The 21,532-nt window shown below is 70.9% G+C and carries 24 protein-coding genes and 1 tRNA gene; 20 read left to right on the forward strand and 5 right to left on the reverse strand.

The genetic code is table 11. The annotated features are described in order from the left end of the window. Positions 1-76: 76 nt before the first annotated feature. On the reverse strand, positions 77-955 hold the full coding sequence (locus H9622_RS09460; RefSeq protein ID WP_191766160.1) for a hypothetical protein: 879 nt from the start codon (positions 953-955) through the stop codon (positions 77-79). Positions 956-961: 6 nt separating this feature from the next. On the opposite strand from H9622_RS09460, the gene H9622_RS09465 reads away from it, so the two are divergent. The 17 genes from H9622_RS09465 to H9622_RS09545 all read left to right on the forward strand — a co-directional run bounded on the left by H9622_RS09465 (position 962) and on the right by H9622_RS09545 (position 17,356). After that, entirely contained in the window at positions 962-1,780 is an 819-nt protein-coding gene (locus tag H9622_RS09465) for a hypothetical protein (protein WP_191766161.1), read from the forward strand. Continuing rightward, entirely contained in the window at positions 1,780-2,826 is a 1,047-nt protein-coding gene (locus H9622_RS09470; RefSeq protein ID WP_191766162.1) for an HAD-IIA family hydrolase, read from the forward strand. Before H9622_RS09465 ends, H9622_RS09470 begins: the two co-directional genes overlap by 1 nt. Positions 2,827-2,866: 40 nt before the next feature. Then, positions 2,867-3,031 (forward strand): hypothetical protein, encoded by a 165-nt coding sequence (locus H9622_RS09475; protein ID WP_191766163.1) that lies wholly within the window; start codon positions 2,867-2,869, stop codon positions 3,029-3,031. Further along, positions 3,028-3,828: a TlyA family RNA methyltransferase gene (locus H9622_RS09480; RefSeq protein ID WP_191766164.1), complete on the forward strand. Its 801-nt coding sequence runs from the start codon at positions 3,028-3,030 to the stop codon at positions 3,826-3,828. The genes H9622_RS09475 and H9622_RS09480 overlap by 4 nt, the downstream gene beginning before the upstream one ends. After that, positions 3,825-4,769 (forward strand): NAD kinase, encoded by a 945-nt coding sequence (locus H9622_RS09485; protein ID WP_191766165.1) that lies wholly within the window; start codon positions 3,825-3,827, stop codon positions 4,767-4,769. Before H9622_RS09480 ends, H9622_RS09485 begins: the two co-directional genes overlap by 4 nt. Next, positions 4,766-6,457: a DNA repair protein RecN gene (gene recN / locus H9622_RS09490; protein ID WP_191766166.1), complete on the forward strand. Its 1,692-nt coding sequence runs from the start codon at positions 4,766-4,768 to the stop codon at positions 6,455-6,457. The genes H9622_RS09485 and recN overlap by 4 nt, the downstream gene beginning before the upstream one ends. A 74-nt stretch (positions 6,458-6,531) precedes the next feature. Then, entirely contained in the window at positions 6,532-8,229 is a 1,698-nt protein-coding gene (locus H9622_RS09495) for a CTP synthase (RefSeq protein WP_191766584.1), read from the forward strand. Next, positions 8,222-8,830 (forward strand): NUDIX domain-containing protein, encoded by a 609-nt coding sequence (locus H9622_RS09500; protein WP_191766167.1) that lies wholly within the window; start codon positions 8,222-8,224, stop codon positions 8,828-8,830. The genes H9622_RS09495 and H9622_RS09500 overlap by 8 nt, the downstream gene beginning before the upstream one ends. 37 nt (positions 8,831-8,867) lie before the next feature. Next, the gene (xerD, locus tag H9622_RS09505) at positions 8,868-9,812 is read left to right on the forward strand and encodes a site-specific tyrosine recombinase XerD (RefSeq protein WP_191766168.1); all 945 of its coding nucleotides are present in this window, start codon (positions 8,868-8,870) and stop codon (positions 9,810-9,812) included. Positions 9,813-9,859: 47 nt separating this feature from the next. Beyond that, on the forward strand, positions 9,860-10,765 hold the full coding sequence (locus H9622_RS09510) for a ParA family protein (protein WP_225221942.1): 906 nt from the start codon (positions 9,860-9,862) through the stop codon (positions 10,763-10,765). Next, positions 10,749-11,573 (forward strand): segregation and condensation protein A, encoded by an 825-nt coding sequence (locus H9622_RS09515; protein ID WP_318247076.1) that lies wholly within the window; start codon positions 10,749-10,751, stop codon positions 11,571-11,573. The genes H9622_RS09510 and H9622_RS09515 overlap by 17 nt, the downstream gene beginning before the upstream one ends. Then, on the forward strand, positions 11,563-12,147 hold the full coding sequence (gene scpB, locus H9622_RS09520) for an SMC-Scp complex subunit ScpB (protein WP_191766170.1): 585 nt from the start codon (positions 11,563-11,565) through the stop codon (positions 12,145-12,147). Before H9622_RS09515 ends, scpB begins: the two co-directional genes overlap by 11 nt. Then, positions 12,144-12,965 carry a pseudouridine synthase gene (locus H9622_RS09525; protein WP_191766171.1) on the forward strand — a complete coding sequence of 274 codons (822 nt, stop codon included), beginning with the start codon at positions 12,144-12,146 and terminating at the stop codon, positions 12,963-12,965. The genes scpB and H9622_RS09525 overlap by 4 nt, the downstream gene beginning before the upstream one ends. Continuing rightward, positions 12,962-14,086: a prephenate dehydrogenase gene (locus tag H9622_RS09530; protein WP_191766172.1), complete on the forward strand. Its 1,125-nt coding sequence runs from the start codon at positions 12,962-12,964 to the stop codon at positions 14,084-14,086. Before H9622_RS09525 ends, H9622_RS09530 begins: the two co-directional genes overlap by 4 nt. After that, positions 14,079-14,825 (forward strand): (d)CMP kinase, encoded by a 747-nt coding sequence (gene cmk / locus H9622_RS09535; RefSeq protein WP_191766173.1) that lies wholly within the window; start codon positions 14,079-14,081, stop codon positions 14,823-14,825. The genes H9622_RS09530 and cmk overlap by 8 nt, the downstream gene beginning before the upstream one ends. Continuing rightward, positions 14,815-16,371, forward strand: coding sequence for a ribosome biogenesis GTPase Der (der, locus tag H9622_RS09540; protein ID WP_191766174.1), 1,557 nt, complete (start codon positions 14,815-14,817; stop codon positions 16,369-16,371). Before cmk ends, der begins: the two co-directional genes overlap by 11 nt. A 76-nt stretch (positions 16,372-16,447) precedes the next feature. Beyond that, positions 16,448-17,356, forward strand: coding sequence for an NUDIX domain-containing protein (locus tag H9622_RS09545; protein ID WP_191766175.1), 909 nt, complete (start codon positions 16,448-16,450; stop codon positions 17,354-17,356). 28 nt (positions 17,357-17,384) lie between these two features. Here the strand turns inward: H9622_RS09545 and H9622_RS09550 are convergent, their stop codons facing one another. From H9622_RS09550 to H9622_RS09560, 3 genes are all read right to left on the reverse strand, one after another. Next, positions 17,385-17,756 (reverse strand): RNA-binding S4 domain-containing protein, encoded by a 372-nt coding sequence (locus H9622_RS09550; RefSeq protein WP_191766176.1) that lies wholly within the window; start codon positions 17,754-17,756, stop codon positions 17,385-17,387. Beyond that, complete coding sequence (locus H9622_RS09555; protein WP_225221943.1) at positions 17,753-18,412, reverse strand: lysoplasmalogenase; 660 nt, start codon at positions 18,410-18,412, stop codon at positions 17,753-17,755. Before H9622_RS09555 ends, H9622_RS09550 begins: the two co-directional genes overlap by 4 nt. Before the next feature lie 108 nt (positions 18,413-18,520). Further along, on the reverse strand, positions 18,521-19,105 hold the full coding sequence (locus H9622_RS09560; RefSeq protein ID WP_191766178.1) for a GNAT family N-acetyltransferase: 585 nt from the start codon (positions 19,103-19,105) through the stop codon (positions 18,521-18,523). A gap of 135 nt (positions 19,106-19,240) precedes the next feature. On the opposite strand from H9622_RS09560, the gene H9622_RS09565 reads away from it, so the two are divergent. Then, a tRNA-Pro gene (locus tag H9622_RS09565) sits at positions 19,241-19,317 on the forward strand. Positions 19,318-19,500: 183 nt separating this feature from the next. Here H9622_RS09565 and H9622_RS15850 read toward each other — a convergent pair. Beyond that, on the reverse strand, positions 19,501-19,995 hold the full coding sequence (locus tag H9622_RS15850; RefSeq protein ID WP_225221969.1) for a tyrosine-type recombinase/integrase: 495 nt from the start codon (positions 19,993-19,995) through the stop codon (positions 19,501-19,503). A 356-nt stretch (positions 19,996-20,351) separates the two neighbouring features. Here H9622_RS15850 and H9622_RS15855 point away from each other — a divergent pair, with 356 nt between their 5' ends. Further along, complete coding sequence (locus H9622_RS15855) at positions 20,352-20,618, forward strand: helix-turn-helix domain-containing protein (protein ID WP_225221944.1); 267 nt, start codon at positions 20,352-20,354, stop codon at positions 20,616-20,618. Between the two features lie 175 nt (positions 20,619-20,793). After that, the gene (locus H9622_RS09580) at positions 20,794-21,528 is read left to right on the forward strand and encodes an alpha/beta fold hydrolase (RefSeq protein ID WP_318247077.1); all 735 of its coding nucleotides are present in this window, start codon (positions 20,794-20,796) and stop codon (positions 21,526-21,528) included. The last annotated feature ends 4 nt before the right edge of the window (positions 21,529-21,532 follow it).

A 21,532-nucleotide genomic window follows, 5' to 3' on the forward strand; every position in this document is an offset into this window, starting at 1 on the left:
CTGTGGGAGAGTAGGACACCGCCGGACTTCCATTACCGAAATGGCCACCCAACGCAGGGTGGCCATTTCGCGTTAACTAGGCTGAAGCGAGCCACGGGAAGGATCGAGAGAGATGGCCGAGCAGGAGCCGCGCGAAGGCGCAGCAGATCGCGAGCCGCGCGGACGCTCCGGCGACCGTCCCCCTCGAGCCCGTGAGGCCGGCGCACGCACTCCACGGACCGGCAGCTCCGGTTCCGCGGGACGTGACGGCGATCGCAGACCGTATGAGAAGCGCGAGGGTGACCGGAAGCCGTACCCCAAGCGCGATGGTGACCGGAAGCCATATGAGAAGCGCGACGGTGACCGTCCCTACGTGAAGCGTGACGGTGACCGGAAGCCGTATGAGAAGCGTGATGGTGACCGTCCCTACGCCAAGCGTGACGGTGACCGGAAGCCGTACGAGAAGCGTGACGGTGACCGCCCGTACGCGAGGCGTGACGGTGACCGGAAGCCGTACGAGAAGCGTGACGGTGACCGCCCGTACGCAAGGCGTGACGGTGACCGGAAGCCGTACGAGAAGCGTGATGGTGACCGCCCGTACGCGAGGCGTGACGGTGATCAGAAGTCGTATGAGAAGCGTGATGGTGACCGCCCGTACGCGAAGCGCGATGGCGATCGGAAGCCGTACGAGAAGCGCGATGGTGACCGCCCGTACGCGAAGCGTGACGGTGATCGGAAGCCGTACGAGAAGCGCGACGGTGAGCGGAAGCCGTACGGCGGTCGTTCTGACCGTCCGGAGCGCGGGGGAGCGAACCGCTCCGACACCGCGCTGCGCCCGGAAGAGAACCGTCCGGTCCGCGCGCGCCACGATGACCCCTTCATTCCCGAGGACGTCACGCCCCAGGATCTGAACGGGGGCGCGCGCAACGAGCTCAAGACGCTCAGCAAGGAGAACGCCGAGCAGGTCGCGCGCCATCTGGCGATGGCCGCGCAGCTGATCGACGAAGACCCTGCGCTCGCGCATCAGCACGCGCTGTCGGCATCCCGTCGCGCCGGCCGTATCGCCATCGTCCGCGAGACGCTCGCCATCACTGCGTACGCGACAGGCGACTACGCCCTCGCGCTGCGTGAGCTGCGCACCTACCGTCGCATCTCCGGCAAGGACGATCAGATCGCACTGATGGTCGACAGCGAGCGCGGCGTCGGGCGCCCCGACCGGGCACTCGAGCTCGGTCGCAGCGTCGACCGCTCCACCCTCCCCACCGAGGTTCGCGTCGAACTCGCGATCGCCATGTCGGGCGCGCGACTCGATCTGGGCGACGCGGAGCGTGCGCTCCTCGAGCTGGACATCCCCGAGCTCGACCCCGACCGCGCCTTCGAGTGGAGTCCCGCGCTGTTCGCCGCGCGTGCTGCCGTTCTCGAAGAACTCGGCCGCGACGAGGAGGCTGGTCGATGGCGCGAGCGCGCCGAGGTCGCCGCCGACGTGATCGACGCGGCATCCGGCATCGGCGATCTCGAGACGGTCTACGTCGATGAGATCACCGAAGAGGCCGGTGACGAGGACTTCGAGTCCGAGAACGTCGACGAGCCCGACGACCTGGACGACCTGGACGACTCGCTCGACGCCGACGCCGACGCCGACGCCGACGCCGACGCCGACCTGGACGCCGACGATGCGACGGCGGAGCAGCCCTCCGTCGCGGACGAGGTCGCCGAGATCCTCGCCGACGTGGGCATCGACGACGACGACCCCGAAGACGACACCGACGGGACGGACGAGCGGGAAGGCTCCGACCGCTGATGGCGCTGTTCGGCCGCCGGTCCGCGCCGGCGGCACCGCCCACGCCGCTCGAGGGCGTAGACGTCGTGCTCGCCGACCTCGACGGCGTCGTGTACGCGGGTCCCGGTGCGCTGCCGCACGCGGTCGACAGCCTGAACCGGGCCCGTGGGGGCCGGTCGCTCGCGTACATCACGAACAACGCTGCGCGGACGGATGCCTCGGTCGCCGCGCACCTGTCGCAGCTGGGTCTTCCGACCGCGGCATCCGACGTCGTGACGAGTCCGCAGGCAGCGATGCGCCTGCTCGCGGGCCGCATCGCCGAGGGCTCGACGGTGCTCGTGGTGGGCGGTGAGGGGCTCGTCTCCGAGGTCGTGAAGGCCGGCTTCATCGTCACGCGCAGCGCCGACGACGCGCCGGCCGCCGTCGTCCAGGGCTTCGCACCCGAGGTGGGCTGGACCCAGCTCGCCGAGGCGGCGTTCGCGCTCAAGGTTCCGGAGGAGGAGGGCGGCATCCCCTGGATCGCCACCAACACCGACTGGACCATCCCGCAGGCGCGCGGCATCGCCCCGGGCAACGGCACTCTCGTGTCAGCCGTGCACACCGCGATCGGCCGCCTCGCGACCGTGGCGGGGAAGCCGGAGGTGCCGATCTTCGAGGAAGCCGTCGCGCGGTTCGGGGCGCGGCATCCGCTGTTCCTCGGCGATCGACTCGACACCGACATCCTCGGCGCCAACCGTGCCGGCATCGCTTCGGCTCTCGTCCTCACCGGCATCGACCGGCCGAAGCACGTGCTGGCAGCCCCGGCAGGTTCGCAGCCGACCTTCATCCTGGGCGATCTGCGCGAGCTGCACGAGCCCTACCCGGCGGTGAGCGTCGAGGATGGCGTCGCGACCGTGCGCAACGCCGCGGTCGCGATCGAGGGCGCCGACGTGCGGATCGTCGCCGAGGGCGACCGGCCCATCGACCTGCTCCGCGCGGGGGCTGCGGCGATCTGGAGCACGGGCCGCGCGATCTTCGGCTTCCGGGTTCCGGAGCGCCTGTACGCGGATCCGTTCCACCGGCCCTGACCACGCGGCGCGGGCGAGTGTTCGACGTATCCTTTAGGGCATGGCCCAGCCCGACGACCGTGAGCTCGACCCCGGCGATCTGCTCTCGACCCTCGAGGTGATCGAGGCCCAGCCGCTCGCGACCCGCGCCGAGGCCTATGACGCTCTCCACGACACGCTCGCCCGGCGGCTGGAGGCGGCACCCGGCGGCGCGCCGACGCCATGACGTCGCGCCTCGACGCCGCGCTGGCCGCTCGAGGACTCGCGCGCTCCCGCACTCATGCGGCGACGCTCATCGCCGAGGGCCTCGTGTCGGTCGACGGCCGTCCGGTGGTGAAGTCGTCGACGCCCGTCGCCGAGTCCGCGGTGCTCGAGGTCGCGGCATCCGATCACTATGTCAGCCGTGCCGCACACAAGCTGGTCGCCGGACTCGACGCGTTCGGCGTCGACGTCTCGGGCCGCCTCGCCCTCGACATGGGCGCGTCCACCGGCGGCTTCACACAGGTGCTGCGCGAGCGCGGCGCCGAGCCGGTGATCGCCGTCGACGTCGGTCATGGTCAGCTGGCGGCGTCCATCGCCGCCGACCCCGGGGTGATCTCGATCGAGGGCTTCAACGTGCGCCACATGACGGCGGAGTCGCTGGCCGAGGCGAGCGGCACCGCCGCCCGGCCGTCGGTCATCACGGGCGATCTGTCCTTCATCTCGCTCGCCCACGTGCTGCCGGCGGCGCGCGCGGTCGCTGCGGACGACGCCGACCTCGTGCTGCTCATCAAGCCGCAGTTCGAGGTCGGCCGCACGGCGGTGAAGGGCGGTCTGGTCACCAACCCGACGCTGCGGGCCGACGCCGTCGCCCGCGTGCTGTGGTCGGCGTGGGATGCGGGTCTCGGCACGTGCGGCATCATCTCCTCCCCGATCGTGGGGACGCACGGCAATTCCGAGTACATCGCGCACCTCGCGCCGGGGCGCGGCACCAATCCGACAGAATGGTTGAGCACCGTGAACCGACTGGCGGGGAGCCGATGACCACCACCGACGTGCGCGCCGAGCGCAGCATCCTCGTCGTCGCCCACGCCCACCGTCACGACACCGTGCTCGCGGCAGAGCGCGTGGTCGCCGCTCTGCGCGCGGCGGGCGCCCAGCCCGTGCTCGCCGCAGAGGACCGCGCCGAGCTCGCCGCCGTCAACGACTCGTTCGCCGACGTGCGCGTGCTCGGCGACGACGTGCCCGTGCGCGACATCGAACTCGCGATCGTCCTCGGCGGCGACGGCACCATCCTGCGCGCGGCAGAGCTCGTGCGCGACGGCACGGCTCCGGTGCTCGGCATCAACATGGGCCACGTCGGGTTCCTCGCTGAGATCGAGCGCGACGACATGGACGACGCGGTGCGCCGCGCGATCGAGCGCGACTACGAGGTCGAAGAGCGCCTCGCCCTGCACGTGCGGGTGAAGGATGCCGCCGATTCGGTGATCTACGAGACGTGGGCGCTCAACGAGGCCACTGTCGAGAAGGCCAGCCGCGAGCGGATGCTCGAGGTCGTCATCGAGATCGACGGCCGGCCGCTGTCGTCGTTCGGCTGCGACGGCGTCGTCGTGTCGACGCCGACCGGGTCCACGGCCTACAACTTCTCCGCCGGCGGCCCGGTCATCTGGCCGACCGTCGAGGCGATCGCGGTGGTGCCGCTGTCGGCGCACGCGCTGTTCGCCACGCCGCTCGTGGTGGGTCCCGAGCACGCCGTCGCGATCGAGGTGCTCGAGCGCACCAACGGCGTCGGCATCCTGTGGTGCGACGGCCGCCGCTCCCACGACCTTCCGCCCGGTGCGCGTGTCGTCGTGCGCCGCTCCGAGCAGCCGGTGCGCCTCGCGCGCCTTCACCCGGCCTCGTTCACCGACCGCCTCGTGCGCAAGTTCCGTCTTCCGGTCGAGGGCTGGCGTGGTCCTGCGGCGATCACGGGGCTGTCGACGTGATCGAAGAGATGCGACTGCGTGATCTCGGGGTCATCGCCGAGGCCACACTGCCGATCGGTCCGGGCTTCACCGCGATCACGGGTGAGACCGGCGCCGGCAAGACGATGGTGGTCACCGGACTCGGGCTGCTGCTGGGCCAGCGCGCCGACACCGGCGCCGTGCGCGCCGGCGCGGCCCAGGCGACGGTCGACGGCGTCTGGATCGTGCCCGAGAGCGGCCCGGTCGCCGAGCGCGTCCGCGAGGCGGGGGGCGACGTCGAGCCGCTCGGCGACGGCCGCGCCGAACTCTACGTCGGTCGCTCCATCTCGAGTGAGGGCCGTGGTCGCGCCTCCGTCGGCGGCCGCACGGCGCCCGCCGGGGTGCTGGCAGACCTCGCCGATGAGCTCGTCGTGGTGCACGGCCAGTCCGATCAGCTGCGTCTGCGCACCGCGGCGGCGCAGCGCGACGCGCTCGACCGCTTCGGTGGCGACGTCGTGCAGGGGGCCCTGGCGACCTACCGCGAATCCTACGAGCGCTGGCGAGGGATCGACCGCGAGCTGGCGGGACTCACCACCGAGCGCGACGCCCGCGCCCGCGAGGCCGACGAGCTGCGCGCGCAGCTGGCCGACGTCGAGCAGGCGGCGCCGCAGCCCGGCGAAGACGCCGAGCTGGCGGCCCGGGCCGAGCGGCTCGCCAACGCCGAAGAGCTCCGCATCGCCGCCGCGACCGCGCACGACGCCCTGTCCGGCGAGGGAGAGCAGCCCGATGCCGCGTCTCTGCTCGCCGAGGCGCGACGAGCACTCGAGCGCGCGCACGACCCGATCCTCGAAGACCTCGCGGGTCAGGTCGCCGATCTCGGCTACCGCGCTTCCGACCTGGCGGCGTCTCTCGCGGGCTACCTCGCCGACCTCGACGAGACCGGTCCCCACGAGCTGGCGGCGGTCGAGGAGCGCCGTGCGGTGCTCACGGGGCTCATCCGCGCGCACGGCACGCTCGACGATGCGATCGCCCTGCTCGAGACCGGCTCGGCGCGACTGGCCGAGCTCGACGACGACTCCGACCGCATCGAGCGGCTGACCGAGGAGCGGGGGGCCGCGGCATCCGCTCTCGATGAAGCCGCCGCCGCCCTAACTGCAGCCCGCACCGCCGCGGCCGAACGGCTGGGGGCGGCGGTCACCGCCGAGCTGCACGCCCTCGCCATGCCCGACGCCCGGCTGACGGTGTCGGTCACGCCCGGCACCGAGTCGGCCGCGGGCCGCGACGACGTCGCGATCCTGCTCGCTCCGCACGTGGGGGCCGATCCGCGCCCGGTCTCGCGTGGGGCGTCCGGCGGCGAGCTCAGCCGCGTCATGCTCGCGATCGAGGTGGTGATCGCGGCGGTCGATCCCGTGCCGACCTTCGTGTTCGACGAAGTGGATGCCGGCATCGGCGGGGCCGCCGCGATCGAGGTGGGTCGCCGCCTCGCCCGTCTCGCGCACTCGTCGCAGGTCATCGCCGTGACCCACCTCGCCCAGGTCGCCGCCTTCGCGACGAACCACCTCACCGTGGTGAAGGCGGGCGACGGATCCGTCACGGCGTCCGATGTTCGCCGCCTCGACGGTTCCGACCGCGAGGCGGAGATGGCCCGGCTGCTGTCGGGCATGCCCGACTCCGACGCCGCGCTCACCCATGCCCGCGAGCTGCTCGGCCTGCGTGCCGAGGTGGCCTGACCGCTCGACGCGACGAACCCATGTGCGTTTCCGCAGCTTGCCGCCACCGACGTGAGATAGGATAAAAGCCCGTGATGCAGACTTCTGATTCTTCCCGCGGCGACACTTCGAACGACACCACTCGGCACATCTTCGTGACCGGCGGTGTCGTTTCCTCGTTGGGGAAGGGCCTCACCGCCGCCAGCCTCGGCAACCTGCTCACCGCCCGCGGTCTGCGGGTCGTCATGCAGAAGCTCGACCCCTACCTGAACGTCGACCCGGGAACGATGAACCCGTTCCAGCACGGCGAGGTCTTCGTCACGGACGACGGCGCCGAGACCGATCTCGACATCGGCCACTACGAGCGCTTCCTCGACATCGAGCTGAACCAGGCCGCCAACGTCACCACGGGTCAGATCTACTCGCAGGTGATCGCCAAGGAGCGCCGCGGCGAGTATCTCGGCGACACCGTGCAGGTCATCCCGCACATCACCGACGAGATCAAGCGCCGCATGCGCCTGCAGTCGACGGAAGAGCCGCGTCCCGACGTCATCATCACCGAGATCGGCGGCACGGTCGGCGACATCGAGTCGCAGCCCTTCATCGAGTCGGCGCGGCAGATCCGCCACGAGCTCGGCCGCCAGAACGTGTTCTTCGTGCACGTGTCGCTCGTGCCCTTCATGGGCGCATCGGGCGAGCAGAAGACCAAGCCCACGCAGCACTCGGTGGCGACGCTCCGCAGCATCGGCATCCAGCCCGACGCCCTGGTGCTGCGCAGCGATCGGCCCGTCACCGAGGCGAACAAGCGCAAGATCGCGCTCATGTGCGACGTCGACGAGGGCGCTGTCGTGAACGCGGTCGACGTGCCGAGCATCTACGACATCCCGACGATGCTCAACGAGCAGGGGCTCGACGACTACATCGTGCGGGCACTCGGCCTCGAGATGGCGAACGATGTCGACTGGTCGCGCTGGCAGCGCGTGCTCAACGCGGTGCACAACCCGAAGCACGAAGTCACGATCGGCCTCGTCGGCAAGTACATCGACCTTCCCGACGCCTACCTGTCGGTCACCGAGGCGCTCAAGGCCGGCGGCTTCGCTCAGGAGACGCACGTCAACATCCGCTGGATCCCGTCCGACGAGTGCGAGACGCCCGAGGGCGCTGAGAAGGCGCTCGCTCCGCTCGACGGCATCGTGATCCCCGGTGGATTCGGCATCCGGGGCATCGAGGGCAAGATCGGCGCGCTGAAGTTCGCGCGAGAGCAGGGCATCCCGACGCTCGGCATCTGCCTGGGTCTGCAGTGCATCGTCATCGAGTACGCGCGCCACGTCGCCGGCATCGAGGACGCCTCGTCGAGCGAGTTCGACCCCGACACCGAGCATCCCGTCATCGCGACGATGGAGGAGCAGGTCGACATCCTCGAGAGCGGCGACCTCGGCGGCACGATGCGCCTGGGCCTGTACCCGGCGCACCTCGCCGAAGGCTCGATCGCGGCCGAGGTGTACGGCTCGACCGTCGCGTCGGAGCGTCACCGTCACCGCTACGAGGTGAACAACCGCTACCGCGAGCGCATCGCCGAGGCGGGGCTCGTCTTCTCCGGCCTCAACCCCGACCTCGACCTCGTCGAGTACGTGGAGCTGCCGCGCGACGAGCACCCGTACTACATCGCCACGCAGGCTCACCCCGAGCTGCGCTCGCGTCCGACCGACGCCAACCCGCTCTTCCGCGGGCTGGTCGGAGCGGCCCTCGAGCGCCACCGCGCCAGCGAGCTGTTCGACGTCGAGAATGACTGACGCGACGACGGCTGCGCCGCTCGCCGACGAGCCCGTCGAGTTCGAGGTCACCGACAGCGACCTCGTCTACCGGGGGCGCGTGTGGGATGTCCGCAGCGACACCGTCGCGTACGGCGACGGCGAGATCGTGCGGCAGTACGTCGACCACCCGGGCGCCTCGGCGATCGTCGCGATCGACGAGGAGGGCCGCGTGCTGCTGATCCAGCAGTACCGTCACCCGATCCGTCACCGCGACTGGGAGATCCCGGCCGGCCTGCTCGACATCGCGGGGGAATCGCCGCTCGAGACGGCGCAGCGCGAGCTGACCGAGGAGGCCGACCTCACGGCATCCTCATGGGAGTCGCTGGTCAGCATCTTCACGACGCCCGGAGGCAACGACGAGGTCGTGCACCTGTTCCTCGCGCGTGGTCTCTCCGAGGTCGGCTCCGCCCATGCGCGTGCCGAGGAGGAGGCCGACATCCGCGTGGAGTGGGTTCCGCTCGACGACGTGGTGGACGGCGTGCTCGCGGGCAGGCTGCGCAACGGCATCCTCGCGGTGGGCGTCCTCGCCGCCGCCGAGCGCCTGCGCCGCGCGGAGGCTGCAGGTGGCGCGCGCCGGTAAGCCAGGGGCGTGGGGCGGAGCCCCATAAGCTGAAGACATGCGGCTCGATCGCGCGGTGGACGCGTACCTGCGGCACATCTCGATCGAGCGCGGACTGTCCGACAACACCGTCTCGGCGTACCGGCGCGACCTCTCCGGGTACGTGCAGTGGCTGGCGGAGCGCGACGTCGACGACTCGGCCGCCGTGACGCCCGAGATCGTGGCCGGGTTCGCCGCTGAGCGCGCCTCCGCGCAGCCGCCGGTCGCGGCATCCTCCCTCGCCCGTCTGCAGTCGTCCGTGCGGGGCCTTCACCGGTTCCTCGCGCGCGAGGGCATCGAAGACGCCGACCCGTCGGCAGGGCTGAGGCCGCCCAAGCAGGCGCGGCGGCTGCCGAAGGCGCTCACGATCGACCAGGTGGAGTCGTTGCTGGATGCCGCAGGCCCGGCGCCTTCCACTGACGGCGCTCCGACGATCGGCGCGGCGCCCGGCGACGTGCTCGGGCTGCGCGATCGCGCGCTGCTCGAGCTGCTCTACGCCACCGGCGCGCGGGTGTCGGAGATCGTGCAGCTCGACGTGGACGACCTTTCGCACGGCGACGTCGTGCGCGTGCGCGGCAAGGGGAACAAGGAGCGGATCGTGCCCGTCGGGTCGTACGCGCGGGCGGCGGTCGACGCCTATCTGACGCGCGCCCGCCCCGATCTCGCGCGCCGTGGCCGCGCGACCCCGAAGCTGTTCCTCGGAGCGCGCGGGGCGCCGCTGTCACGGCAGAGCGCATGGCTCGTCATCCACTCCGCCGCCGAACGCGCGCAGCTGACCGCGCACGTGTCGCCGCACACCCTGCGGCATTCGTTCGCCACCCATCTGCTGCAGGGCGGGGCCGACGTGAGGGTCGTGCAGGAGCTGCTGGGGCACGCCTCGGTGTCGACGACGCAGATCTACACGTACGTCTCGGTGGACGCTCTGCGCGACGTCTACGCGACCTCGCATCCGCGCGCCCGCTGACCGCTCCCAGGTGCGGGGCCGCGCCGTGACTAGAATCGGTGCACGGCATGGGAAAGTCAGGAGAGTCTGTGGCGGGCAGCAAGCGGGGCGCGACGACGGCCTCAGAGAACGAGACCCCGATCGGTCCCACCGGGCGTCCATACCGCGGCTTCCCGACCCCGCCGAAGCTCGACGGGCACGGCCCGGCGCGCATCATCGCGCTGTGCAACCAGAAGGGCGGCGTCGGCAAGACGACGACCACCATCAACCTGGCCGCATCGCTCGCGGGCTACGGTCGCAAGGTGCTCGCGGTCGACTTCGACCCGCAGGGCGCGCTGTCGGCGGGCCTGGGCATCCAGACCCACGACATCCCGACGATCTACGACCTGCTGCTCGACAGCAAGCGCGACCCGTACGAGGTCGTCGTGGCATCGCGCGTCGAGAACCTCGACGTCATCCCGGCCAACATCGACCTCTCGGCCGCCGAAGTGCATCTCGTCAACGAGGTCGCCCGCGAGCAGACGCTCGCGCGCGCCCTGCGCAAGGTCGCCGCCGACTACGACGTGATCCTCATCGACTGCCAGCCGTCGCTCGGCCTGCTCACGGTGAACGCCCTCACGGCGAGCCACGGCGTCATCATCCCGCTCGAGTGCGAGTTCTTCGCACTCCGCGGCGTCGCGATGCTCATCGAGACCATCGACAAGGTGCGCGACCGCCTCAACCCGACGATCGCCCTCGACGGCGTCCTCGCCACGATGTACGACGCCCGCACACTGCACTCCCGCGAGGTGCTGGAGCGGGTCGTCGACGCGTTCGGCGACGACGTGCTCGAGACCGTGATCGGTCGCACCGTGAAGTTCCCCGATGCCTCGGTGTCGGGCATGCCGATCACCGAGTTCGCGCCCGAGCACGCCGCCGCCCAGGCCTACCTGCGGCTGGCGCGGGAGCTGGTCGCCCGTGGCGCCGTCGCCTGACGAGGTCTCCGATCCGCAGCAGCCGGCTGACGGCTTCCGGGTCTCGGTGGGCGGGTTCGACGGGCCGTTCGACCTGCTCCTGACGCTCATCTCGAAGCACGAGCTCGACATCACCGAGGTGTCGCTGTCGCTCGTCACGAACGAGTTCATCGCGTACCTGCGCGAGCTCGGCCCCGAGGAGGAGCTGGAGGAGGCATCCGAGTTCCTCGTCGTCGCGGCGACCCTGCTCGACATGAAGGTCGCAGGACTGCTGCCGCAGGGGGAGCTCGTCGACGCCGAGTCGGTCGCGCTGCTCGAGGCGCGCGACCTGCTGTTCGCGCGCCTCCTGCAGTACCGCGCGTTCAAGGAGGTGTCGGTGTGGTTCGAGCGCTGCCTCCAGCGGGAAGACCGACGCCACGCGCGCAGCGTGCGGCTCGACGAGAAGTATCGCAAGGCGGCGCCGGAGCTCGTCTGGACGCTCAGCGTCGACGATTTCGCCGCGCTCGCCCTGCTCGCCATGACGCCCAGGGAGATCCCGCACGTCGGGCTCGACCATCTGCATGCGCCCCTCGTCAGCATCCGCGAGCAGGCCGCGGTCGTCGTGACGCTGTTGCGCGACGCCGGATCGCTGAGCTTCCGTGAGCTGGTCGCGGGGGTCTCGCAGCCGGGCGTGGTCGTCGCGCGCTTCCTGTCGGTGCTGGAGCTGTACCGGCACGCCGCCCTGTCCTTCGAACAACTCGAACCGCTCGGTGAGCTGACGCTGCGCTGGAGTGCGCAGCGCTGGTCCGACGAGAACCTCGCCACTCTGGGAGCCGACTATGACCGATGAACCTTCGCAGCTGCCGGTGGCGGACGTCGCCCGGCGGCTGGAGGCGATCCTCCTCGTCGTCGAGGAGCCGCAGAGCCTGGTGAGCCTCGCCGCCGCCGTCGGCTCGCCCGTGCCCGCCGTCCGGCAGGCGATCGAGGGCCTCGTCGCCGACTACGACGGCGAGACCGGGGGACCGGTGCGCGGCTTCGAACTGCGCGAGGTCGGCGGCGGCTGGCGTCTGTACGTGCGTGAGGAGCACGACGACCTGGTGAGCGAGTTCGTCAATGCCCAGGCGCCGTCCCGCCTCTCCCAAGCGGCGCTGGAGACGCTTGCGGTCATCGCCTACAAGCAGCCCGTCACGCGCAGCCAGGTCGCGTCGATCCGCGCGGTGAACGTCGACTCGGTGGTGCGCACGCTGCTGTCGCGCGGCCTCATCACCGAACTGTTCACGGACGCCGAGACCGGCGCCATCAACTACGGCACGACCGACGCGCTCCTGGTGAACCTCGGAATCAACTCGCTCGACGAGCTGCCGCACATCTCGCCCCTTCTCGACGACGGGGCGGACGGATTCGACGAGGAGGCGCGGCGATGACCGAGCACGATCCCTTCGCATCGCCGGAAGGCGTGCGCCTGCAGAAGGTGCTGGCGAACGCCGGCGTCGCCTCTCGCCGGGTGGCGGAGCAGCTGATCGTGGAGGGCCGGGTGCGGGTCAACGGCACCGTGGTGACGGAGCTCGGCCGCCGCATCGACCCCGAGAACGACCTCGTCGACGTCGACGGCACCGCGATCCAGCTCGACCAGTCGAAGCGCTACGTCATGCTCAACAAGCCGACGGGCGTCGTGAGCTCGATGAAGGACGACCGAGGTCGCCCCGACCTCCGTCGCTTCACCAAGGACTGGGCGGAGCGGCTGTACAACGTCGGGCGACTGGATGCCGAGACCAGCGGCCTGCTCGTGCTGACGAACGACGGCGAATTGGCGCACGTGCTCGCGCATCCCTCATTCGGTGTCACCAAGGTCTACATCGCGAAGGTCGAAGGACGCGTCACGCCGCAGACGATCCAGCGACTCACGCACGGCGTCGAGCTCGAGGACGGGCCGATCGCCGCCGACAAAGCGCGGCTGCTGTCGTCGTCGGCCGAAGGCGGCGGCTCGCTCGTCGAGCTCACTCTGCACTCCGGCCGCAATCGCATCGTCCGCCGGATGATGGCCGAGGTCGGGCATCCGGTCGTCGAACTGGTCCGTCGCCAGTTCGGGCCGCTCCACCTGGGAACACTGCCAGCCGGGCGCGCACGCGAGTTGACTAAGGTGGAGCGGGGCGCTCTGCTGACTCTCGCGCGTCGCGCGGCGGGAGACGCCCCCGAGCCCCGCGACAGCTCCGACCCGCGGAGCGACCAGGAGAACCAGTGACCGAGTCCACGCCCCCGTCTGCGCGCGCGCGTGCCCCGCGCGTGCAGGGCACGGTGCGGATCGTCGGCGCCGGCCTGCTGGGCGCGAGCATCGGCCACGCGCTCAGCGCGCTCGGGATCGACGTCGCACTCGACGACACATCACCGGCGCAGCTGCGTCTGGCCGTCGACTACGGCGCCGGCCGTCGTGCCGCCGAGGACGACGACCCGACCCTGGTCGTCGTGGCCGTGCCGCCGGACGTCACGGCCGACGTCATCGAGCGAGAGCTCACTCGCTTCCCGCGAGCAGTGGTGACGGATGTCGCGAGCGTCAAGCTCGAACCGCTGCACATCCTGCGCGACCGCGGCGTCGACCTGACCCACTACATCGGCTCCCACCCGCTCGCGGGCCGGGAGCGCGGCGGTGCGATCGCGGCGCGTGCCGACATCTTCATCGGCCGGCCGTGGGTCGTGTGCCGCGACGGTGAGACGCCGTCGAGCGACCTCGCCCTCGTCGAAGGGCTCGCGCTCGACCTCGGCGCTATGCCGATCGAGATGAGCCCCGAAGACCACGATCGGGCCGTCGCGCTCGTGTCGCATGTGCCGCAGCTGGTCGCGAGCCTGCTCGCGGGCCGGTTCGTCGACGCCCCGGAGGGGTCTCTGGGTCTCGCCGGCCAGGGCGTCCGCGACACGACGCGCATCGCGGCATCCGCCCCCGAATTGTGGGTGCAGATCCTCGGCGCCAACGCGACGCCGGTCGTCGACGTGCTCGACGCTCTCTCCGCCGACCTGCGCGACGTCGCCGACGCCCTGCGCGCTCCCGACGCCCCCGGTGCGCGCCGGGCCGTGGCCGACACGATCCGTCGCGGCAACGAGGGCGTCGAGCGGCTCCCCGGCAAGCACGGCCAGAATCGGCGGTTCGAGCAGGTCGTGGTGATGGTCGACGACACACCGGGCCAGCTCGGCCGGCTGTTCGGCGAGCTCGGCGAGCTCGACGTGAATGTGGAAGACCTGCGCCTCGAACACTCGCCGGGCGCCCAGTTCGGTCTTGCCGAGATCAGCGTCGTGCCCGGCGCCGTCCGACGCGCCGTGGAGGGCCTCGAGTCCCGCGGCTGGAAGATTGCGAGCACCACCAATGACTGACCCCGCGACGCACTCCGCCGAGACGGCGGCTGCGCCCGGTGCCCAGAGCGCGCCCGTCGTGGTGGCGATCGACGGTCCGGCCGGCAGCGGCAAGTCCAGCGTGTCGAAGCAGGTCGCGCGCCGCCTCGGCTATGGCTTCCTCGACACCGGCGCCGCTTACCGCGCCCTCGCGTGGCTCGCGCTCGAGCGCGGCACAGACACGTCCGACTCGACGTCCGTCGTCGACGTGATGGGTGACTTCGACTACGCCATCTCGCTCGATCCCGACGAGCACTGGGTGCGCGTCGGCGAGACCGACGTGACGCACGCGATCCGCGAGCCGCGCGTCTCCGAGGCGGTGAGCGGGGTGGCCCGCGTGCCCGCCGTGCGACAGGCGGTCAACGTGCTGTTCCGCTCGATGGTGGCGTCCTCCGGCCGTCCGGGGGTCGTGGTCGAAGGCCGTGACATCACGACCGTCGTCGCCCCCGACGCGCCCGTGCGCATCCTCCTCACGGCGGCGCCCGAGGTGCGCGCGGCCCGGCGCAGCGCAGAGCTGTCGTCGCAGGATGCCGCGGCCGTCGCCGCCGCCCTGCACAAGCGCGACGCCTCCGACTCGACCGTCGTCGACTTCCTCACCGCCGCACCCGGCGTCGAGGTCGTCGACTCGACCCACCTGGATTTCGACCAGACCGTGGACGCCGTCATCGGCGTCATCCGCACGAATGTGCCTGCACAGACAGGAGCGCACGATGTCATCTGACAACCGTGAGGCATCCGACGCCCGCGACGCCGAAGAAGAATACGAGGGCAGCGAGGATCACCTCGCCGAGAACCTCGCCGACCTCGACGAGGAGCTCGCCGAGCAGAGGGCGAGCGCGCTGCGCGCCGGCCTCGAGGACTACGAGCTCGACGATGAGGATGCGGCCCTGCTCGAGGGGCTCGCGCTGGGCGAGGACGGGATCGAGTACCTTCCCGCACTTCCCGTCGTGGCCATCGTCGGTCGCCCGAACGTCGGCAAGTCCGCGCTCGTGAACCGCATCCTCGGCCGCCGCGAGGCCGTCGTGGAAGACACCCCCGGTGTCACCCGCGACCGCGTGACGTACAAGGCCGAGTGGATGGACCGCCGGTTCTCGCTCGTCGACACCGGCGGCTGGGAGCCCGACGCCCGTGGCATCGACCGCTCGGTCGCCGCCCAGGCCGAGGTCGCGATCGATCTGTGCGACGTCGTGCTGTTCGTCGTCGACGCGATGGTCGGCGCCACCTCGACGGATGAGCACGTCGTGAAGATGCTCCGCAAGAGCGGCAAGCCGGTGTTCCTCGTCGCCAACAAGATCGACGACTCCCGCCAGGAGCCCGAGGCCGCCGCCCTGTGGAACCTCGGTCTCGGCGAGCCCTTCCCGGTCTCGGCGATCCACGGCCGCGGCGTCGCCGACCTTCTCGACGCGATCATGAAGGTCCTCCCCGAGGTGTCGGCCGTGGCGAAGCACGAGATCGGCGGCCCGCGCCGGGTCGCGATCCTCGGTCGTCCGAACGTCGGCAAGTCGTCGCTGCTGAACAAGGCGGCCGGCGAGGAGCGGGTCGTCGTCAACGACCTCGCAGGCACGACGCGCGACCCGGTGGACGAGGTCGTCGAGATCGGCGGACGTCTGTGGCGCTTCGTCGACACCGCCGGCATCCGCCGCCGCGTGCACCTGCAGCAGGGCGCGGACTTCTACGCGTCGCTGCGCACCTCGGCCGCCCTCGAGAAGGCGGAGGTCGCGGTCGTCGTCCTCGACGTCAGCGAGCCCATCAGCGAGCAGGACGTCCGCATCATCGACCTCGTGCTGGAGTCGGGTCGTGCGCTCGTCCTCGCGTACAACAAGTGGGATCTGCTCAACACTCCCGCGTTCGAGGACATCGAACGCCGCCGCTACCTCGAGCGCGAGATCGAGCAGGACCTCGCCCACGTGGCGTGGGCCCCGCGCGTGAACATCTCGGCGCGCACCGGCCGTCACCTCGACAAGCTCGTCCCCGCACTGGAGACCGCCCTCGAGTCGTGGGATCAGCGGATCCCGACGGGCAAGTTCAACGCGTTCCTGTCGGAGCTCGTCAACGAGCACCCGCACCCGGTGCGCGGCGGCAAGCAGCCCCGCATCCTCTTCGGAACGCAGGCGTCGACGCGTCCGCCGACCTTCGTGCTGTTCACGACCGGGTTCCTCGACCCGGGCTACCGCCGGTTCATCCAGCGTCGCCTGCGTGAGCTGTACGGCTTCGAGGGTTCGCCGATCGTGATCAACATGCGGGTGCGCGAGCGCCGCCAGCGCTGAGCGGGAGCCGAGTCGGGGCCGGCACGGCACACGGACGACCGGGCCCGGTGCGCGGCACGTGTGGAAGGGTGGCAGGGTGACGATCGAACCTCCCGCTCCCGGTGAGCCGCGCCGCCCCCACGGGCCGCGCGACCCCGGGGACGCGTGGGTGGTCGCCCCGACGGGCGAGCGCTACTGGGGACGCTTCGGCGCCGCCGGGCTGCTCGCCGTCGACGCCGATCGGGGCGTGCTGCTGCAGCACCGGGTGACCTGGAGTCACTTCGGCGACACGTGGGCGCTGCCCGGCGGCGCCCGCCACGAGGGCGAGTCGGCCTGCGACGGCGCGCTGCGGGAGGCGGCGGAGGAAGCGGGAGTTCCGGATGCCGCGATCCGCCCGCGCCTGCTCTCGGTGCTCGACCTCGGCTACTGGAGCTACACGACGCTGATCGGCGACGTGGTGCACCCGTTCGAGCCGACGATCAGTGATCCCGAGAGCCACGAACTCGCCTGGGTTCCCGTCGACGACGTGACGCGGCATCCGCTCCATCCTGGATTCGCCGCCTCGTGGGAGCGGCTGCGCGCCCTCCTCGGCGTGCGCCCCGCGGTGATCGTCGATGCTGCGAACGTGGTCGGCTCCGTGCCCGAGGGCTGGTGGCGCGACCGCCCCGGCGCCGCCGGCCGCCTGGTCGGGCGCGTCGCGGAGCTGACGAAGACAGGCGTCACGGCGGCATCGCTCGATCTTCCCGAAGACGTGTGGTTCCCCGACTGGGTCATCGTCCTCGAGGGTCAGGCCCGCGCGGCGGGTGATGCCCCCGGTGTCGAGGTGGTGCGCGCCGAGGCATCCGGTGACGACACGATCGTCGACGAGGTGCGGCGGTCGGTCTCGGCGGGGCGGACGGTCACGGTGGTCACGAGCGATCGCGACCTGGTGGCGAGGGTGACGGATGCCGGCGCCGCTGCCCGCGGATCCCGCTGGCTGCACGATCTCATCGGCCCGCCTGCCTGACGGCCGGGTGGATCAGCCGGGTCGGCGGTCAGTCGCGCCCGCGGAGGCGGTCGATGTCGCGGCGCTCACGCTTGGTCGGGCGACCCGCGCCGCGGTCGCGCACCGGGACGAACGCGGTCATCTCGCGCGGCGGGGGAGGAGGCGTGCGATCCTCGACGGCTTCGGCGGCGAGAACCGCGCCCACCCGCTTGGTGATGGTCTGGCGCACGACCAGGATGCGGTCGAAGCCGCTGATGCGCACGCGCAGCTCGTCGCCGGGCCGAACCGGCTGAGCGGCCTTCGCCTTCTCGCCGTTCACCCTCACATGCCCCGCCCGGCATGCGGCGGTCGCGGCGGACCTCGTCTTGTAGACCCTCACGGCCCACAGCCACGAGTCCACGCGTGCCGAGGCATCCGTCATGCGTGTGCTTTCTCGACCATCGCCGCGTCGTCGACCGCGCGTGTGCGCAGGCGGCGCGCCGACACGACCACGCCGGCCGCGATCAGGCCCTGGCCGAGGCAGTACGTGGCCATCACCAGAGGGCTCGACCAGTCGGGCAATGCCTCGGGCATGAAGAGGCGGAACGCCAGCACCGAGTCGGAGGCCAGGAAGAACAGGCCGCCCCACGCGATGAGCGGGTGGCAGCGCGCCGCGCCGACCGCCGTGGCGCCGAGGACGAGACCGTAGACCGCGACCGGCACGAGGAGCGCGCCGAGGCTCGGCCACAGCACGGCCAGGAGCGCGACGTACCAGACCGCGTAGCCGAGCGCCCACAGGGGCACGCGCCGCTCCGGGAGCACGCGCCAGAACAGCCAGAGGTAGCAGAGGTGGGCGAGGCCGAAGAAGAGCAGCATCATCGGCACGGTCGGCAGCCAGGCGAAGAGGGGCCCGGCACCGTCGCCCAGCCACGACAGCGCGATGGCGATGACGAGGAGGGTGTGCGCGCGCGTCCACGAACGATCCGCGCCCCAGACGACAGCGAGGGCCAGGAACGGCATCAGCATCAGCTTCGTCGGGTCGGCCGCGTCGTGTGCGCCGGCGGCGAGGGCGGCCACATGCGCCAGCGACATTGCCATATAGGGGATGAAACCGATCAGCAGCCGCGACATCTTCCTCCTCGTCGAGCGTGGCGACCACCATCGTCCCACGTATGAACGGCCCCGATGTCGCATTCGGGCGGGAGATCAGCTGCTCAGATCGAGTGCCATGATCGGCCGATCGGGGGATGGCCGAGCGATCTCGCGGAATCCGGCCGACAGGAAGGTCGACACGACGCCGTGATAGAGGTCGTTGGACGACTTCTTGCGACCCAGAGTGGGGTCGACGGGGTACGCCTCGACGACCCTGGCGCCGCCGTCGCGGGCGAACGCGATGGCGGCGTCGAGCAGCTGGGCGTTGAGTCCGGCCCCTCGGTGCTCCTTGCGCACGACGAAGCAGCTGACCGCCCACACCGTGTCATCGTTCCAGGGCTCTTCGGAGGCGGCGAACAGCTTCGTGCGCGAGAGCCGGACCTGCGCAGTGCGTGGTCCGACGCGCACCCAGCCCGCAGCTTCGCCGTCGACGTACGCGATGAGTGCCGGGGGCGGCCCGGACTCGATCTCATCGCGCAGCAGCTCTCGCCGCTCGTCGGTGGACAGGGCGTTGAACTGCGCATTGGTGATCGTCCACCACTGGCACTGGCAGTGGCGTCCGTCGCCGCCGCCGGTGAGGGCGTGCTGGGCATCGTCGAAGCGTGCGGGCGTGGCCGGCTCGATCGTGATCTGTGCCATGCGGCGACGGTACTCCTCGACACAGACACCGGCCCGAGGTACACGCGGGGCGACGCGCCCGGACCGGTGGCCGGTTCGCGACCGGCCCGAGGAGCGGGTAGCATAGGGGAGTTGTCCGCGCTCCGGCTCGGGCTTCGGGATGTGGCGCAGCTTGGTAGCGCACTTGACTGGGGGTCAAGGGGTCGCAGGTTCAAATCCTGTCATCCCGACCAGTCCGGGGGTCGAAAAAGGTCCGGAAAATCAAGGAAAACGCCCCCGAGAGGCAGAATCTCTCGGGGGCGCTTTCTCGTGGCCTCACATGAACGCTCACATGACGCGAAAAGTCTCGCGTGAGGGGCGCCTACGCGGCCGAGCGCTCACATGAATCATGTGAGCGCTGGCACCGTTCTCGGTCGTCAAGCGCTCCTCCTGGTGCGCGCGAGTGCGGCTATCGCGCTCTGAATTCCGGTCGCGCCCGCCTCCGGCAGGTAGGTGTTGCGGAACACCTCGGTCGTGTGGCCCAGCAGTGACGCGGCGGCGTCCGGGGCGACTCCCACAGCGATCAGCCACTGCGCCAGGCTGCGCCGCACACTGTGCAGGCGGATCGACTGGACGCCTGCGACGGCGCACAGCCGTCGGAACCGGTCGCTGTAGACCTCGGGGCGGAGCGGCCTACCGACCTCGTCGACGACAACATACCCGCTGTCCTCCCAGGCGGCACCGGCCACCAGCCGGTTGGCCGCCTGTCGGGCTCGAGTTGACGCAGGAGCGCCGTGGTGCCCGGGTGGACGGCGTCGAGCGGAACGGTGCGGCGGCGTTGCTTGCTCTTGGGGATGCGTTCGCCCATTACGCGAGCGCTGTGCTCCACAACGGTCTCGGCGAGTACTCCACCGCGCGTGAGGCTGCGTCAGCGACGTGCGTCTCCGCTGAACTCTCCCTCAGCACCATCGGACTGCCTGAGTTGATCGAGGCCTCCGTGCGCGCCGGCGACAGAGACGGCGGTGCGGGCTCTCGAACGGCTGAGCGTGCGGGCCCGGGCCAGCGGCACGTCCTGGGCGCTGGGCTTGGAGGCGCGCTCCCGCGCACTGACGATCACAGGAGTAGCCGCGGAAGAGTCGTACCTCGAAGCGGTCAGGCAATTCAGATCACGAGGATCGCCAGCGAGAGTGCTCGCGCTCGTCTCCTCTACGGCGAGTGGTTACGCCGCGACGGGCGCCGCCAACAAGCGCGTGAACAACTCCGCAGCGCCTATGAGCTGCTGTCAGGGATGGGCGTCAATGCATTCGCTGAGCGAGCCGCGCGCGAGCTGCATGCCACGGGCGAACATCCGCGAAAGCGAACTGCCCCCGAGAGCAGCGGGCTCACGGCGCAGGAGCTCCAGATCGCGCGGTTGGTGGCCGCTGGCGCGACGTCGCGAGAGGTCGGTGCCCAGCTGTTTCTGAGTCCGCGCACGGTCGAATCCCACCTGCGCAACAGCTTCCGCAAGCTCGGCATCACTTCCCGCAGGCAGCTCCGGGACGTGCGCGTGGCTTGACTCCGGCGCTCGGAATCCGCGGAGACGCGGGTTCCGAGCCTTTGTCGTTCGGGGTGCCGTCCGCGAGCTGTCGCCCGTCGTGTCGCGCGGGATTCACCGCCTCAACCTGCTCTTTCACGGGCCGGCGGCGGCCGTGTAAGTTCTTCGCCATCGACCCCTGGCCAAGGAGAACCCCGTGACCGATCGCGCGAACAGCGGAGGAGCCGTTCCCGCTTCAAGGGCAGACAATGTCGTGCTCGTGCACGGCGCGTACGCCGACGGCTCCTCCTGGTCGGGGGTGATCGCGCTTCTGCAGCAGGCGGGCATGTCGGTGACGGCGGTGCAGAACCCGCTCACCTCGCTCGACGACGATGCCGCGGCGACCATCCGTGCGCTCGATCTGCAGAGCGGCCCGACCGTGCTCGTCGGGCACTCATGGGCCGGCACGGTGATCAGCCAGACGGGCGGGCATCCGCGCGTTTCCGCACTCGTCTACGTCGCGGCCCGAGCACCCGAAGCGGGCGAAGACTATGGCGCGCTCGCCGGCACGTTCCCGTCAGCGCCCGCGAGCGCGGGCCTCGTCCACTCACCGGACGGCTTCGCGCAGCTGAGCGAGGAAGCGTTCGTGAACGACTTCGCCAATGGCGTCGATCCGGGCGAGGCGAAGGTGCTGTACGCGGTGCAGGGGAGGATCTCGGATACGTTGTTCGCTTCACGAACGACAGAGGCGGCGTGGCAGACCAAGCCGTGCTGGTACGCCATCTCGCGCGAGGACCGCACGACGGATCCCGACCTGGAACGCTTCCTGGCGAAGCGGATGAACGCCACGCAGATCGAGCTCGACAGCGGTCACCTGTCGCTCGTCACCCACCCGCGCGAGATCGCGGACCTCATTCTCGAAGCCGCCGGACGTCCGGTCGGGAAGCGCTGACGAA

Origin of the sequence: Microbacterium gallinarum (assembly GCF_014837165.1) — a bacterium.
Taxonomy (GTDB): Bacteria; Actinomycetota; Actinomycetes; order Actinomycetales; family Microbacteriaceae; genus Microbacterium; species Microbacterium gallinarum.